Origin of the sequence: Curtobacterium sp. MCLR17_007 (genome assembly GCF_003234655.2) — a bacterium.
Lineage (GTDB): Bacteria > Actinomycetota > Actinomycetes > Actinomycetales > Microbacteriaceae > Curtobacterium.
In genome coordinates this window covers 2224566-2239862 of record NZ_CP126271.1, presented here as the reverse complement: position 1 = coordinate 2239862, position 15297 = coordinate 2224566, and the positions used below count along the sequence as shown (strand labels likewise).

The 15297-nt window shown below is 72.0% G+C and carries 10 protein-coding genes; 4 read left to right on the top strand and 6 right to left on the bottom strand.

The genetic code is table 11. The annotated features are described in order from the left end of the window. Positions 1 to 325 precede the first annotated feature (325 nt). The 5 genes from DEJ13_RS10630 to aroA all read right to left on the bottom strand — a co-directional run bounded on the left by DEJ13_RS10630 (position 326) and on the right by aroA (position 8308). On the bottom strand, positions 326 to 3037 hold the full coding sequence (locus tag DEJ13_RS10630) for a helix-turn-helix transcriptional regulator (protein WP_111107169.1): 2712 nt from the start codon (positions 3035 to 3037) through the stop codon (positions 326 to 328). Positions 3038 to 3524: 487 nt separating this feature from the next. Next, entirely contained in the window at positions 3525 to 4307 is a 783-nt protein-coding gene (locus DEJ13_RS10625; protein ID WP_111107170.1) for an inositol monophosphatase family protein, read from the bottom strand. A gap of 22 nt (positions 4308 to 4329) precedes the next feature. Beyond that, a complete protein-coding gene (locus tag DEJ13_RS10620; protein ID WP_111107171.1) occupies positions 4330 to 5493 on the bottom strand; it encodes an ABC-2 transporter permease in 1164 nt (387 codons plus the stop codon). A 381-nt stretch (positions 5494 to 5874) separates the two neighbouring features. Further along, a complete protein-coding gene (rsgA, locus tag DEJ13_RS10615) occupies positions 5875 to 6933 on the bottom strand; it encodes a ribosome small subunit-dependent GTPase A (RefSeq protein ID WP_056125960.1) in 1059 nt (352 codons plus the stop codon). 4 nt (positions 6934 to 6937) lie between these two features. Continuing rightward, positions 6938 to 8308, bottom strand: coding sequence for a 3-phosphoshikimate 1-carboxyvinyltransferase (gene aroA, locus DEJ13_RS10610; RefSeq protein WP_111107172.1), 1371 nt, complete (start codon positions 8306 to 8308; stop codon positions 6938 to 6940). 36 nt (positions 8309 to 8344) lie between these two features. On the opposite strand from aroA, the gene DEJ13_RS10605 reads away from it, so the two are divergent. The 3 genes from DEJ13_RS10605 to DEJ13_RS10595 are packed head-to-tail and all read left to right on the top strand — an operon-like array spanning position 8345 to position 9936. Further along, a complete protein-coding gene (locus DEJ13_RS10605) occupies positions 8345 to 9217 on the top strand; it encodes a sigma-70 family RNA polymerase sigma factor (protein ID WP_502868693.1) in 873 nt (290 codons plus the stop codon). Beyond that, positions 9214 to 9456 (top strand): zf-HC2 domain-containing protein, encoded by a 243-nt coding sequence (locus DEJ13_RS10600; protein ID WP_056125954.1) that lies wholly within the window; start codon positions 9214 to 9216, stop codon positions 9454 to 9456. Before DEJ13_RS10605 ends, DEJ13_RS10600 begins: the two co-directional genes overlap by 4 nt. Before the next feature lie 39 nt (positions 9457 to 9495). Next, entirely contained in the window at positions 9496 to 9936 is a 441-nt protein-coding gene (locus DEJ13_RS10595; RefSeq protein WP_056125952.1) for a GNAT family N-acetyltransferase, read from the top strand. Positions 9937 to 9957: 21 nt separating this feature from the next. Here DEJ13_RS10595 and DEJ13_RS10590 read toward each other — a convergent pair whose 3' ends face one another. Further along, positions 9958 to 13707 (bottom strand): multifunctional oxoglutarate decarboxylase/oxoglutarate dehydrogenase thiamine pyrophosphate-binding subunit/dihydrolipoyllysine-residue succinyltransferase subunit, encoded by a 3750-nt coding sequence (locus DEJ13_RS10590; RefSeq protein WP_181437055.1) that lies wholly within the window; start codon positions 13705 to 13707, stop codon positions 9958 to 9960. Between the two features lie 145 nt (positions 13708 to 13852). On the opposite strand from DEJ13_RS10590, the gene guaB1 reads away from it, so the two are divergent. After that, positions 13853 to 15292, top strand: a complete 1440-nt coding sequence (gene guaB1, locus DEJ13_RS10585) for a GMP reductase (RefSeq protein ID WP_111107173.1) — start codon at positions 13853 to 13855, stop codon at positions 15290 to 15292. Positions 15293 to 15297: the final 5 nt, after the last annotated feature.

The following is a 15297-nucleotide window of genomic DNA, read 5'->3' as shown; positions in this document are numbered from 1 at the left end:
GCCACGCGATCGGGGGCACCGGCCGAGACCGACGCCCGTCCTCGGATCAGGCGAGGACGGACGCCGGCGTTCGTGGGCCGATGGTTCGGGTACCGATCGGGGTACCGTGGGCTGGCCTCCGAGGAGGCGCGGCGGTCGGTGCACCAGAAGCATCTCCGCAACCGGACCGGACCGACAACGTCGGGCGACGCTTGTTGCGGTTCCCCGCGCGCAGGGTGCGACTCCGTGCGGGGGCGTGCGGAGTCGCGCAACGCCCGGACAGACGGCAAGGAGGCCCGGTGCCAGCTGGCACCGGGCCTCCCGTCATGCGGAACGGACCGTCAGGTCACGTGAGCAGCGCGACCAGGTGGGAGCGCGATCGCGCACCGACCTTCCGGTAGATCTGCGTCAGCCGCAGTTCCACGGTCCGCTGCGACATGTACAGCGACGAGGCGATCTCGCGGTTGCGGTACCCCTCGGTCACCTTCTGCACGACCGCGCGCTCCTCCGCCGTGAGCGAGGTGAGCACCGCGGCGGCGTCGGGAGCACTCCGGGGTGTGCCCGGGGTCATCGGGGTCGACGCGGACAGCACCGCGCCGGAGCGCACACCGCCGGCGAACGGACCCGCGACGCCCGTCGTCCCACCGAGGGACGGCATCGCGACCGTCGGCGCCGGCGTGACGAGCGGACGCCGGAGCCCCGCTGCCTCGTAGGCGGCCGCGGCCGCTGCGCCGAGCCGGGCCCGGTCGGCCGGGTTGCCGATCGCGGCGAGTGCCGCGAAGGTCCGTGCCCGTTCGAACTGCGAGTCCGCCGGCTGGAAGAGCTCCAGCGCACGACGCCGCGAGGTGTCCCTCGTGGTGTCGTCGGCGATGAGCGCGAGGCTCCGCGCCAGCACCAGCGCGCCCCAGCGGGACGGACGGGCGTGGTGGTCGGCGGCGAGACGCGCGGTGGTGTTCCGCGCGTCCTCGACCCGGTCGAGCCGGACGTACGCCTCGACCAGGTCGCCGAGGTGCCGCAGGACCGCGGGGTTCCGCAGGCTCCGGCCGATCGCGTCGGCGGCCTCGAGCGAGGACGCGGCCTCGTCGAGACGGCCGTCGAGCAGCAGGACCCGCCCGCGGAGGGCGTACAGCTTCGCCGTCGCTCCCCACAGCCGGTTCGTCGAGCGCTGCCGCAGGCAGTGGTCGACGACGTCGAGCGCGTCCGCGGTGCGTCCCTCGGCGAAGTGCCGCCATGCGACGGCGATCGCCCGGGACGGCTCACGGAGTCGTTCCGTGGCGGCCGAGCCGGATTCCCACACGTCGATCGCGCGGAGCGCCTGCCGGTAGTTCCCGGAGCGCACCTCGTTCTCGGCGGACAGGTAGCGGGCGGCCTCGATCCACACGGGCTGCGTGTCCTTGGCGCGTGCCAGGACCAGCGCGAAGACCCGGCGTGCGCTGCGGTAGCGCTCGGCGAGGCTGAGCGCGTGCGACAGCAGGAGCAGGGCGGGGTCGCTCATGGCGAGCAACTGCTGCGCGGCCAGACCGTCGTGCAGCTCCGCGTCTGGCGGCAGGGTGCCGTCGACCGCGGCCACGAGCTCCCGTGACGTCGCGAGGATCTCCGCGGTGTGCGCGGAGGCGTGCTCCTCGAAGGTCTCGGCCCGGTGCAGCAGGTCGCGGGCCTGGTCGAGCTCCCACGCCTCGGCACGGAAGGACGCGACCATCGCCAGCAGCCCGGTGAAGGCGTCTGCCTCGGCGGGGTCGGCGGTGTCGACGGGCACCATGAGCTCGTCGGCGTGCACGGCGTCCCCGCTGAGGTACTGCACCGAGTACTGCAGCCGGAGTCGGCGGACCTCGTCCGACAGCTCCACGAACGGCTTGATCGCCGCGAGGTACCGCTGCCCGTAGCCGAGCAGCCGGTGCGCGAGCAGGACCTCGGTCACCCCGAGCAGGGCGATGTGCTCCTCCTCGGACCCCGTCCCCACGTGCAGGGCACGTTCGGTCAGGGCGACCGCGGCGCGGGCATCGCCGTCGCGGGCGTAGGAGCGACCGGCGTCGAGCAGCGCGACGGCGTCGGGGACGTCGTCGACGAAGCTCGTGTGCCACACGGCCGATCGGTCGTCGTGGGCTGCAGCGGCGACCGCCAGCTCGGCGTGCGCCTCGCGGCGGTCCTTCGCTGGCGTGCTCCAGTACAGGTACGACCGGACGAGCGGGTCCTTGACCCCGATCGACTGCCCGCGGACGGTCGCGAGACCGGCCCCGACCAGGTCGTCGATGGCGTCCCGGTCCCAGGCGGCGACGCGCGCCGTTGGGACGAGTGCCAGGCGCTGCAGGACATCCAGATCCCGTCCTGCAGCGGCTTCGAGGACGAGCTCCGCAGCAGCGGTGGTCGTCGGTGTGGGGCGCAGCGGCAGCACGAGCGGCTCAGTGCCCACGAGCTGCTCACGACGGAGGCCGCCGATCTGCTCGCGGAGCGCACCGGGGTTGCCGCCCGTCTCCTCGGCGAGGACGGCGAGCACGCCGTCGTTCGCCTCTTCGGGCGCCATGTCGCGGGCCAGCACGAGTGCCTCGTCCGACGGCAGCGGCGTGAGCCGCAGGATCGGGAGGGACGCGAGCGGACCGTCGAGCGGCACACGGCGGACCGTGGCCACGAGACGCAGCGCGGTGCCGGCGAGCCGACCCGCCAGGAACGCGACGAGCTCCTGGCTCTCGGCGTCCATGCGGTCCAGGTCGTCGATGAGCACGAGCGTCGGCGGGAGCGTCAGCGCGTGCACGGCGTCCAGGAAGTCGTGCGCTGCGGCAAGGCCCTCGTCGACGTTCCGGACGAGCCGCGCGATGTGCGCCGAGGCCCGGGGGTCGTCGAGAGCGGTGAACAGGGAGGTGACGCCCGACATGGGCCAACGTGCTTCTGCACCGTTGACGCCGAGTCGGACGACGGGGATGGAGACGCGGTGCGAGACCGCGTCGAGGACGCTCGAGCGTCCGGAGCCAGGGTCGCCGACGACGACCATCGCGGACTCCCGAGGGAGTACGGCGAGGGTCGCGATCCGGTCGACCTCAGAACGTCGACCGGTGAGTTCCATGCGGACTCACCGGCCTCCGGGCCCGGATGCGAACGGGGAGGCGGGGCGCACGGAGGCGGACCGGGCAGGCGCGCGGCGGGTGACCGCGGCGGAGCTCGGACGTGTGGCGGCCATCAGGGTGGCGCCGGGCTGATCGTGGTTGGCATGCGGCCGAGTGAGGGTGCACTCGGTTCCGCTCGGGAACGATGAATTCATCGTCGTATCACCCTTCGGGTTGGGTTCTTGACGAACACGACGGAGTCTGCGCTGCTCCCGGGACTAGGGATCCCGAGACGGCACCTGACCTGTCGTCTGCGGTCGACGATAACCCAGGTCGAGGGACATTGAGCCGGACCACGCACTCGGATGTGACGGATGGTCACCCCAGTACGGGGGGTGTCGACCCCCCTGGTGGGGGGTCAGCGATGCTCATGCGTGTGCATTGAGGTAAAGCCACGGGGTACGTCGACCGGATCCTGGTTGGAGCGCTCCGCGACGCTCCGGGGTCTCAGCGACGGATGACGTCGACCACGGCGTCGTGCACCAGGCCGTTCGTGGCGAGGGCGCTGCCGTGCCAGGGGCCGGGATCGCCGTCGAGCGAGGTGAAGCGTCCGCCGGCCTCCTCGACGATCGGCACGAGGGCCGCCATGTCCCACGGCTTGAGGTCGGGCTCGCCCGCGACGTCGAGGACGCCCTCGGCCACCATCATGTACGACCACATGTCGCCGTACGCGCGCGTCCGCCAGACCCTGCGCGAGAGGTCGATGAGCGGCTGGAGACGGTCGTCGTCGTCCCACTGCTGGATGCTGTTGTAGCTGAGGCTCGCTTCGCCGAGTTCGGCGACGGTCGACACGTGCAGTTCGCCGTCGAGGGAGTGCGCACCCTCGCCCTCGGCTGCCCACCAGCGCTTGCCGAGGGCCGGCGCACTGACCACGCCGAGCACCGGGCGCCCGTCGACGGCGAGTGCGATGAGGGTGGCCCAGACCGGCACGCCGCGGAGGTAGTTCGCCGTGCCGTCGATCGGGTCGACGACCCACTGGCGGTGGCCTTCGCTGGCGGCCTCGGCGCCGGAGTCCGCGGTGGTCTCCTCGCCCAGGAACGCGTCGTCGGGACGCTCGGCCGTGATGCGCGCGCGGAGTGCTCCCTCGACCGCCTGGTCGGCGTCCGTGACGTGGGTGCTGTCGGCCTTCCGCGAGACGCGGAGGTCGGCGGCGCGGAACCGCTCGAGGCTGATCGCGTCGGCGGTGTCGGCGAGGGAGCGGGCGAAGTCCAGGTCGGCGCGGAGGTCCACGGGTCGAGCGTAGCGGCGGGCGCTACGCGGCGACGACCTCTTCCTCCTCGAGACGGCTGACCTCGCGCTCGCGGGCGATCCGGGTACGTCGGGCGACCAGGCCGTGCACCACGAGGCAGAGCACGACGGCGGCGACGAGCCACAGGCTCAGCACGAGCGAGCTCCGTCCGAGCGATGCGTCGGGGAAGTACTGCAGGTCCTGGGCGACCTGCAACCACGCCGCCCCGCTCCAGAACGTGTTGAGCGCGGCGAAGAACCCGGGCTGGAACGCCGGTTGGAAGATGCCGCCCGAGGACGTGAAGTTGAGCATCACGAACAGCATGGTCAGCACCGGGGTGGTCCAGCGCCCGAGCAGCGGGTGCAGCCCGATGCCCAGGCCGACGATGACCGCGTCGTACATCCACGCGAACAGGAACACCTGCCACTGGTGGGTCGTGATGACCCCGTACACCGGACCTGCCACGAGGACGCCGATGCCGGCGACGACCGCAGCGGTGCCGAGGCCGACGACCGCGGTCCAGACGGCGCCGAGCCGGGTCGCGAAGGCGGCGACGGCGATCGCCGACGCGTACCCGCCGACGCTCAGGGCCACGAGCAGGAAGAACAGCCCCTGGCCGGTGGTGTCCTGCTCGCCCGTCGGCACGACGTCGACCACGGTGAACGGCAGGTGCTGTCCGTACGCGATCGGCAGGAACACCTTCTGTGCTGCGGTGGCGGTCGTCTCGCTGGCAGCGGTCGAGACGTAGAGGGTCGCACTCGTCGACGTCGGTGCGTACACCGCGGCCAGGTCACGGTCGCGGACCTGACGCTCCGCGCTCGCGGCGTCCGGCACCACGTGGGCGACGAGGGCCCCGTCGGACTGGTCGGTCACGGTCTGGGCGAACACCTGCGTGGTCGCACCCTGGCCGACGATGCCGACGGGCAGGTCCTTCGGCGCTGGGGCGTGGAAGGCGCCGAGGTACGCCAGACCCATCCCGGCCGCCAGGAACAGCGGGACGAGGACGTGCGTCGCGAAGGACAGCAGCGAGCGCCCGAGGCCGGCGGGGCGCAGGGCGTTCGGGGAGCGGTGGGGCGGCCGGGGCGCGGCGTGGCCTCGGTGCTGGGACGCGGCGACGTCGGCGCGGGCGGGGGAGACGGGAGCGTCGACGCGGGTCGGCGCAAAGTTGTACTTTGCAACTTCAGACACGAAGGGCAACGGTACCACCGCGGGCGACCACCGGACAACCGCCGCCCGAGCCCGTCCCACCTCGCCGCCCGCGCCGAGATCGCACAATTGTGGGATCTCGAGGCCGCGCACGTGTGGAACGCGACACCTCGGCGCAACTGAGCGGCGAGTTGTGCGACCTCGATGTCGGTTGCCGAGATCGCACGACGCGCCGCCTGCGCCCCGCCGAGGTCGCTCGTGCCGCCGGTGCCGGAGCTCCGGGGCGGCACTTTGCGCGACATCGACGCAACTGAGCGGCGTGTTGTGCGACCTCGGCGTCGGGGCCGACGCAGGACAACCCCCGCGGCACGGCACGGCACGGCCGCGCCCGCCGCCGCGCAGCACGCCGCGGCCGCGCCCGGGCTACTCGGTCCCGGGGTCGTGCGCGCCCATGCCCGTCAGCAGCGCACGGAACGAGTCGAGCCGCTCGATGCCCGTCGCCCCGAGCTCCCCGGCCTGCACCCGGTCGACGATCTCCCAGTCGTGCGCCTGGTCGAGCGGGATGCCGGTGTCCGGGATGCCCGACACCGACGACGGGACCGGGATGGCGTGGGACGCGAACGCCCGGAAGACGTTCGCGGGGTCGACGTGGCCGAGCCCGAACGACCGGACGCCCGGGGTGTCGATGATCCAGCCGCCGCCCGTGACCTGCAGCGCGATCGAGGACGACGACGTGTGCCGCCCCCGCCCGGTCACCGAGTTGACCACCCCGACGGCGCGCGTCGACCCCGTCAGCGCGTTCACGAGCGTCGACTTGCCGACACCCGAGTGCCCCACGGTCACGGTGACCTGCCCGTCGAGGACCTCGTGCAGGGCGTCCAGCGGGAAGGAGTCCGACCGGCTGGTCACGATCCGCAGGTCGAGGCACGCGAAGTGCGCCAGGAAGTCGGTCGGGTCGGCGAGGTCGGTCTTCGTGATGCAGAGGACCGGGTCGAGTCCCGCGTCGAACGCCGCCACCAGGTAGCGGTCGATCAGCCGGGTGCGGGGCTCCGGGTCGGCCGCGGCCACGACGACGAGCATCTGCGTCGCGTTCGCCACGATCACGCGCTCGACGTCGTCGCTGTCGTCGGCGCTCCGGCGCAGCAGCGTGGTGCGCTCCTGCACGCGGACGATGCGCGCGAGCGAGCCCTCCGCGCCGGACACGTCGCCGGCCAGGAAGACGGTGTCCCCGGTGACGACGGACTTCTTGCCGAGCTCACGGGCCTTCGTCGCCGTGATCAGCTGGTCGCCGACGAGCACGCCGAAGCGCCCACGGTCGACGTTCGTCACCCAGCCGGTCGGGGCGTCCTGGTAGGTCGGTCGGACCTTGGTGCGTGGCCGGTTGCCCTTCGGGTTGGGCCGGACCCGGACGCTCGACTCGTCGTACTGTCCGTACGGCTCGTCCTGGTCTGCGTCATCGTCGACGTCGTCCCACCAGCTCACGGTCTCAGGCCCCCGGTCCCGCGGTCGCGACCAGGTCCGCCCACAGCGACGGGAACTGCGGCAGCGTCTTCGCCGTCGAGCCGATGTCGTCGACGGCGATGCCCGGCGTGACCAGGCCGACGACCGCGCCGGCGGTCGCCATCCGGTGGTCCTCGTACGCGGCCCAGTCCGCGCCGTGCAGCGCGGCGGGCTCGATCCGCAGGCCGTCGTCGAGCACCTGCACGGAGCCTCCGGCCCGGGTCACGTCCGCCGCCAGTGCGGCGAGCCGGTCCGTCTCGTGGCCCCGCAGGTGGCCGATCCCCGTGATCGTCGTCGGGCCGTCGGCCAGGGCCGCCAGGGCGACCAGCGCGGGTGCCAGCTCGCCACCGCGGGTCAGGTCGAGGTCCAGACCCGGACAGGAGGCCCCACCCCGGATCCCGGGGCCGCCGTCGAACACCAGGTCGTCGCCCTCACGGGCCACGGTCGCGCCCCACAGGGGCAGGAGGGTCTCGAGGTCGGCGCCGACCTGCGTGGTGTCGGTCGGCCAGGTGCGGATGCGGACGGTCCCGCCCGCCACGAGGGCGGCGATCGCGAAGGGCGCCGCGTTGGACAGGTCCGGTTCGATGGTGACGTCGCGCGCCTCGATGGGGCCCGGGTGCACGACCCACTCGCCGACCGCGGGCTGGTCCACCCGGACGCCGCGGGCACGGAGTGCGGCGACGGTCATGTCGATGTGCGGGATGCTCGGCAGTCGGTCGCCGGCGTGGGTGAGGTGCAGGCCCTCGTCGAACCGCGGCGCCGAGAGCAGCAGGCCGGAGACGAACTGCGACGAGGCCGACGCGTCGATCGTGAGCGCGCCGCCGCGGACCGAGCCGGTGCCGGTGAACGCGAAGGGCAGGGCGCCGTCGCCGTCGTCGGTGACCTCGACGCCGAGCGCGACGAGCGCGTCGATGACGGGGCGCATGGGCCGGCGGCGGGCGGCCTCGTCGCCGTCGACGACGACCGGGCCCGTCGCCAGGGCTGCGAGCGGGGGCAGGAAGCGCATCACGGTGCCCGCGAGTCCGCAGTCGATGCGCACGTCGCCGTGCATCGGCGCCGGGGTGACCCGGAGGTCGGGGCCGTAGGGGTTCGCCGGGGCGCCGTCGGCCGGGGCCACCGCGTCGATGCCGACGCCGAGCGCGCGCAGGGCCTCGATCATCAGCGCCGAGTCCCGTGAGTACAGCGGCAGGTGGATGGTCGACGGCCCGTCGGCCAGGGCGGCGAGGACGAGCTCGCGGTTCGTCAGTGACTTCGAGCCGGGCAGGGACACGTCGCCGTGCAGCGGCCCCGTCGCGACGGGGGCGATCCAGGGTCCGGCGGTGCCGGTCCCGCTCTGGGAATGCGTCGTGTCTGCCATCGGTTCACAAGACTACTGAAACGATCGGGAGGACCCATGGCGACAGCACTCGCACCGGCGCGGCCGCACCTGCCCGCCGCACGGACGCACCTGCCTCCTGTGGTGGCCGCCCTCGCTCTAGACTGGCCCGCGATGACCACCGACGAGCCGCAGGCAACACCGCACGACCTGGTCGACGCGACCGAGGAACAGCTCGACGCCGTCTCCGAGGAAGCGGCGGCGCTCGAGGCCGACGCCGACGTCGTGGACGCGACGACCGTGTCCGCCGATGAGCTCCGCGGGCTGTTCGAGGACCAGGCGCTGCCCTTCATGGACCAGCTGTACGGTGCGGCGATGCGGATGACCCGCAACCCCGCCGACGCGTCCGACCTGGTACAGGAGACCTTCGTCAAGGCGTTCGCCGCGTTCCGGCAGTTCCGACAGGGCACGAACCTCAAGGCCTGGCTCTACCGGATCCTGACGAACACGTTCATCAACACGTACCGCAAGAACCAGCGGAACCCGTACCAGGGCACCATCGACGAGCTCGAGGACTGGCAGCTGGGCGGCGCCGAGAGCGTCACGCAGTCGATCTCCGCGCGGTCCGCCGAGGCCGACGCGATCGACCACCTGCCGTCGTCCGCGGTCAAGGACGCGCTGCAGGCGATCCCCGAGGACTTCCGGATGGCGGTGTACTTCGCCGACGTCGAGGGGTTCTCGTACCAGGAGATCGCCGACATCATGAAGACCCCCGTGGGGACGGTCATGAGCCGCCTCCACCGTGGACGCCGGCTCCTCCGGGGGCTCCTGGCCGACCACGCACGAGAGACCGGGGTCGTCCCGGATGCAGCGTCGACGGCGACGATGCGCGGACGAGGCCGAGGGACATCTGCGGCGACGAGCCGCACGAACGGGAAGGGTACGCGATGAGCGGCTGCGACTGCTCCAAGGCGAAGGCGGAGCTCGAGGAGTTCCTGCACGACGAGCTCTGCCGCGAGGACGCGGCGGACATCCGTGAGCACATGGCGGACTGCCCGGACTGCGAGACCGAGCACCGCGTGGGCGTCGTGCTGATGGAGACCGTCAAGCGTGCCTGCCGAGAGACAGCTCCCGACCAGCTCCGCACCGAGATCCTGACCCGGATCCGCGCCGAGCAGTCCACGCACTGACGGCGGGACGCGGCACCGGCTCCGGGTAGGGTCGCGAGCATGACCCTCTCCGTCGAGTCGATCACCAGCTGGTCCGACCCGGACGTCGCCGACGTCGCCGCCCTCGTCCGCTCCCTCGGCCACACCGCCGACGACGCCGCGATGCGGGAACGTCTGGAACGCCTGACGCCCGAGGCCGGCCACCACACGTGGTTGGTCCGTGGCGACGACGGTCGCGCGGTCGCGGTCGCCGGCGCCCAGGTCACCTGGGCGTACGCGTCGGACGAGCCCACCGCGCAGCTGCTGCTCCTGGTGGTCGACCCGGCGGTCCGTCGGTCGGGCACGGGTTCGGCGCTGCTCGGGACCTTCGAGGAGTGGGCGGCCGAACAGGGCGCGCGACAGCTGTCCGCCGTCAGCGCCGCTGCGACCGACAGCGCGCACCGGTTCTACCAGAAGCGCGGGTACCACGACGCCGGTGTGCGCTACACGAGGATCGCGTAGCGCACACCGGCGTCGTCGCTGCTAGCCGAGCGCCGTGGTGATGACCTCGGACGCCTCGGCTGCCGAGCGCTTCGACGACCCGGTCGCCGGCGCGGCGCTGGCCGGTCGTGAGGCGACCGACAGCGGGCGACCATCGAGGTGCGGCGACAGGTTCATGCACACGAACGGCCAGGCGCCCTGGTTCTCCGGCTCTTCCTGCGCCCAGACGACGTCGGCGTTCGGGTAGCTCCCGAGGACCTGCAGGATGCGTTCGAGGGGGAGCGGGGCGAGCTGCTCGAGGCGCACCAGGGCGACGTCGGTGCGCTCGTGCTTGTCGGCCTCGGCGCGCAGGTCGTGGTGCACCTTGCCGGAGTGCAGCACCACGCGGCGCACGGCATCGCGGTCGGTGACCTTGACGTCGTCGATCACCGGCTCGAACGTGCCGCTCGTGAAGTCCTCGACCGCGCTGGTCGCCTGGCGCAGCCGCAGCATGGCCTTCGGGCTGAACACGATCAGCGGCTTCTGCGGGCGCTCCCACGCCTGACGACGCAGCAGGTGGAAGTACGACGCCGGGGTCGACGGGCGCGCCACCACCATGTTGTCCTCGGCGCAGAGCTGCAGGTAGCGCTCGATGCGGGCGGACGAGTGGTCCGGTCCCTGTCCCTCGTACCCGTGCGGCAGCAGCAGGACCAGCCCGGAGCGCTGTCCCCACTTCTGCTCTGCCGAGGAGATGAACTCGTCGATGACGGTTTGCGCGCCGTTCGCGAAGTCGCCGAACTGGGCCTCCCAGAGCACGAGCGCGTCGGGACGCTCGACCGAGTAGCCGTACTCGAACGCCATCGCCGCGTACTCGCTGAGCAGGGTGTCGTAGATGTAGAAGCGGGCCTGGTCCTCGGTCAGGTTCGACAGCGGCAGCCACTCCTGCCCGTTCTCCCGGTCGTGGAACACCGCTTGGCGCTGCACGAACGTGCCACGGCGGGCGTCCTGACCGGCGAGCCGGACCGGCTTGCCCTCGGTCAGGAGGGACCCGATCGCCATGAGCTCGGCCATCGCCCAGTCGACACCGCCCTTGCGGGTCATGTCGGTGCGCTTGGTGAGCAGGGACTGCAGCTTCGGGTGCACCTGGAACCCGGCGGGCGGGTTGCCGTGTGCGTCGCCGATCCGCTCGACGAGCTCCTGCGAGATCGCGGTCTCACGGACCTGGTTCTCGGAGTCGTCGCGCTGGGCCGCGGGGCGTTCGAGACCATGGACCGCGCCGTCGTCGTCGACCTCGATGACCGGGATCGTGCCCGTCTGCGCCTCGTGCGTCTCGGCGAAGGCCCGTTCGAGGCGGTCCTGGAAGTCGCGGTGCGCCTGGTCGTACTCGTCCTGCGTGATGTCGCCACGGCCGACGAGCGCCTCGGTGAAGAGGGTGCGGACAGAGCGCTTGGCCTCGATGAGGTTGTACATCAGCGGCTGCGTCATCGAGGGGTCGTCGCCCTCGTTGTGGCCGCGGCGGCGGTAGCAGACGAGGTCGATGACGACGTCGCGGTGGAACTCCTGCCGGTACGCGAACGCCAGGTCGGCGACGCGGGCCACGGCCTCGGGGTCGTCCCCGTTGACGTGCAGGATCGGCGCCTGGATCGTCTTGGCGACGTCCGTGGAGTACACCGACGTGCGCGCCGAGTCCGGCGGCGTGGTGAACCCGACCTGGTTGTTGATGACGAGGTGCACCGTGCCGCCGGTGCGGTAGCCGCGGAGCTGCGACATCTGCAGCGTCTCGACGACCACGCCCTGGCCGGCCATCGCCGCGTCGCCGTGGACCAGCACCGGCAGGACGCCGAAGACGCCCGCGGGGCCGCGGTCCTGCTTGGCGCGGACGATGCCCTCGAGGACCCCGTCCACGGCCTCGAGGTGCGAGGGGTTCGCCGCGATGGTGATCGGGATGGTGGTGCCGTCCGACGCGCGGAAGACGCCCTCGGTGCCGACGTGGTACTTCACGTCGCCCGAGCCCTGGCCCGACACGGAGCCGGGGAGCGTGGTGCCCTCGAACTCGCGGAAGATCTGGCCGTAGGTCTTGCCGGCGATGTTGGTCAGCACGTTGAGCCGTCCGCGGTGCGCCATGCCGATCGCGACCTCGTCGAGCCCGGCGACGGCGGCGTGCTGGATGAGCGTGTCGAGGAACGCGATGGTGGACTCGCCGCCCTCGAGCGAGAAGCGCTTCTGGCCGACGTACTTGGTCTGCAGGAAGGTCTCGAACGCCTCGGCCTCGTTGAGCTTGCCGAGGACTCGCAGCTGCTCGTCCTTCGACGGCTTCGAGTAGGGGACCTCGATGTGGGACTGGAACCAGCGACGCTGCTCCGGGTCCTGGATGTGCATGTACTCGATGCCGACGGTGCGGCAGTACGCGTCGCGCAGGACGCCGAGGACGTCGCGGAGCGGGGCGTTCGTGGTGCCGGCGAGACCACCCGTGACGAACTCGCGGTCGAGGTCCCAGAAGGTCAGCCCGTGGCTCTCGATCTCGAGGTCGGGGTGCGTGCGCTGGCGGTACTCGAGCGGGTCGATGTCGGCCATCAGGTGCCCACGGACGCGGAAGCTGTTGATGAGCTCCTGCACGCGCGCGGTCTTGTTGACACGGTGCGCCAGGTCGACGTTGATGTCGTTCGCCCACTGGATCGGCTTGTACGGGATCCGGAGGGCCGAGAAGATGCCCTCGTAGAAGCCGTGCTCGCCGATGAGCCGCTCGTGCACCTTCTTGAGGTACTCGCCGGACCCGGCGCCCTGGATGACGCGGTGGTCGTAGGTGCTGGTGAGGGTGATCGTCTTGCCGATGCCGAGCTCGACCAGGGTCTTGGCCGCAGAGCCCTGGAACTGTGCGGGGTACTCGAGTGCGCCGGCGCCGATGATCGCGCCCTGGCCCTTGGTCAGGCGTGGGACCGAGTGCACGGTGCCGATGCCGCCGGGGTTCGTCAGCGAGATCGTCGTGCCCTGGAAGTCCGCCGGGGTCAGCTTGTTGTCGCGGGCGCGCTTGACCAGGTCCTCGTACGCGGACAGGAACTGGCCGAACGTCAGCGACTCGGCGCGCTTGATGCTGGGGACCAGGAGCGAGCGGGTGCCGTCCTTCTTCGGGACGTCGATGGCGATGCCCAGGCCGACGTGCGCGGGCTGCACGACGAAGGGCTTGCCGTCGCGCTCCTCGTAGAAGACGTTCTGGCTCGGGAAGTCCTTGAGCGCCTGCACCATCGCCCACCCGATCAGGTGCGTGAACGAGATCTTGCCGCCGCGGGCACGGCGCAGGTGGTTGTTGATGACGATGCGGTTGTCGATCATCAGCTTGGCGGGGATCGTGCGCACGCTGGTGGCGGTGGGGACCGTCAGCGAGGCGTCCATGTTCGACGCCAGGGTCTTCGCCATGCCGCGCAACGGGGTCGCCACGTCTTCGTGGGTCTCCTCGTGGTCGTCGGCGGTGTCGTTCGCCTCGGCGGGGATGGGCTGCGGCGACGGCTGCTTCGAGGTGGTGCGGGCCTGGATCGGTCCGCCCTTGCCGTCGCCCGTCGGGGCAGCGGGCGCCGGAGCGGCGGGCGTGTCAGCAGCGGACGTGGCAGCGGCAGGAGCGGACGCCGCCGGGGTGGGTGCCGGAGCGGCAGCCGCGGACCCCTTGCCGGACTGGTGGTAGCTCTCGAGCACGGGCCACCACGACTCGTCCACGGAGTTCTTGTCCGCGAGGAACTGCTCGTAGAGCTCGTCCACGAGCCACTCGTTCGCCCCGAATTCGCCCGCGGTCTCGTCAGTTCCGGTCAGATGGCTCGACACAGCCGATCGCCCACTCTCCGTCGATTGATGCTCGTGTGTGTCGTGCGGCGCAACCCTGCCCCGCACGACGTCAAGCGTAGCCGTTCCCACATGTCCGTCCGGTGTCAGCGGCGAGGGCATGTCGTCCCGCAGTACGGTGGGCGGCATGAGGTTCTACGAGACGCGGCCGACCCACGACCTGACCTACTCCGACGTCTTCCTCGTCCCCAGCCGTTCGGCGGTGACGAGCCGCTTCGACGTGGACCTCGCCGCGAACGACGGGTCCGGCGTCACCGTGCCGATCGTCAGCGCGAACATGAACTCCGTGACGGGCCCTCGGCTCGCTGCCACCCTCGCCCGTCGTGGCGGCCTCGGGGTGCTCCCGCAGGACATGCACCTGCAGGACCTCGACGCGGCGATCCGCTGGGTCAAGGACCAGCCCGTCGACTTCGACACGGCCATCGAGATGGGCGCGGACACCACTGTGGCCGAGACCCTCGAGCAGCTCCTGCCGGTCGCCGGGCGGGGGGTCGTCGTGCGCGACGCCGCGGGGGAGTACCTGGGTTGCGTCCCGGCGACACGACTCGGCACCGCTGGCCCCGACGCGACGCTCCGCGACCTGCTGCACGGCGCCTCGACCGCGATCGACGCCGAGGACGCCGGTACCCCCCGCCACGTCTACGACGTGCTCACGGCGGCCGGGGTCGACTTCGCGCCGGTCACCCGGCACGGCCGGGTCGTCGGCACCACCAGCCCGACCAGCGCCATCCGCTCCGACATCTACACGCCCGCCGTCGACGCCTCCGGTCGGCTGCGGGTCGCCGCCGCGATCGGCATCAACGGCGACGTCGCCGCCAAGGCGTCGGCCCTGGCTGCCGCCGGGGTGGACGTGCTCGTCCTCGACACGGCACACGGGCACCAGGAGGGCATGCTCCGCGCGCTCCGGACCGTCGCCTCCCTCGACCTCGGCATCCCGCTCGTCGCGGGCAACGTGGTCACCGCCGATGCCGTCGCACACCTGGTCGAGGCCGGGGCGTCCATCATCAAGGTCGGCGTCGGCCCCGGCGCAATGTGCACCACCCGCATGATGACCGCCGTCGGGCGCCCGCAGTTCTCCGCCGTGCTCGAGACCGCTGCGGCCGCACGGTCGCTCGGCGCGCACGTCTGGGCCGACGGCGGCGTGCGCTACCCCCGCGACGTCGCGCTCGCCCTGGCTGCCGGCGCCAGCGCCGTGATGATCGGTTCGTGGTTCGCCGGCACCCTCGAGGCGCCCGGGGTCCTGCGCCGCGACACGGCGGGCAAGGCCTACAATGAGAGCTGGGGCATGGCGAGCGCCAAGGCGGTGCGCGAACGCTTCGAGCGTCTCGACCCGTACGAGCGCGCACGCAAGGCGCTCTTCGCCGAGGGCATCTCGTCCTCGACCATCTACCTCGACCCGGAGCGCCCGAGCGTCGAGGACCTGCTCGACATGATCACGACCGGCGTCCGCAGCTCGGCCACCTACGCCGGCGCGACCAGCCTGGCCGAGTTCTCCGAGCGCGCGCTGGTCGGCATCCAGTCCGCCGCCGGGTACGAAGAGGGCAAACCGCTTCCGGTCAGCTGGTAGCTGAC

Excerpts from the sequence above, each read along its gene's own strand:
- DEJ13_RS10630 (WP_111107169.1), bottom strand. The coding sequence starts at position 3,037 with ATGGAACTCACCGGTCGACGTTCTGAGGTCGACCGGATCGCGACCCTC.
- aroA (WP_111107172.1), bottom strand. The coding sequence starts at position 8,308 with ATGGCAGACACGACGCATTCCCAGAGCGGGACCGGCACCGCCGGACCC.
- DEJ13_RS10605 (WP_502868693.1), top strand. The coding sequence starts at position 8,345 with ATGGCGACAGCACTCGCACCGGCGCGGCCGCACCTGCCCGCCGCACGG.
- DEJ13_RS10600 (WP_056125954.1), top strand. The coding sequence starts at position 9,214 with ATGAGCGGCTGCGACTGCTCCAAGGCGAAGGCGGAGCTCGAGGAGTTC.
- DEJ13_RS10595 (WP_056125952.1), top strand. The coding sequence starts at position 9,496 with ATGACCCTCTCCGTCGAGTCGATCACCAGCTGGTCCGACCCGGACGTC.
- guaB1 (WP_111107173.1), top strand. The coding sequence starts at position 13,853 with ATGAGGTTCTACGAGACGCGGCCGACCCACGACCTGACCTACTCCGAC.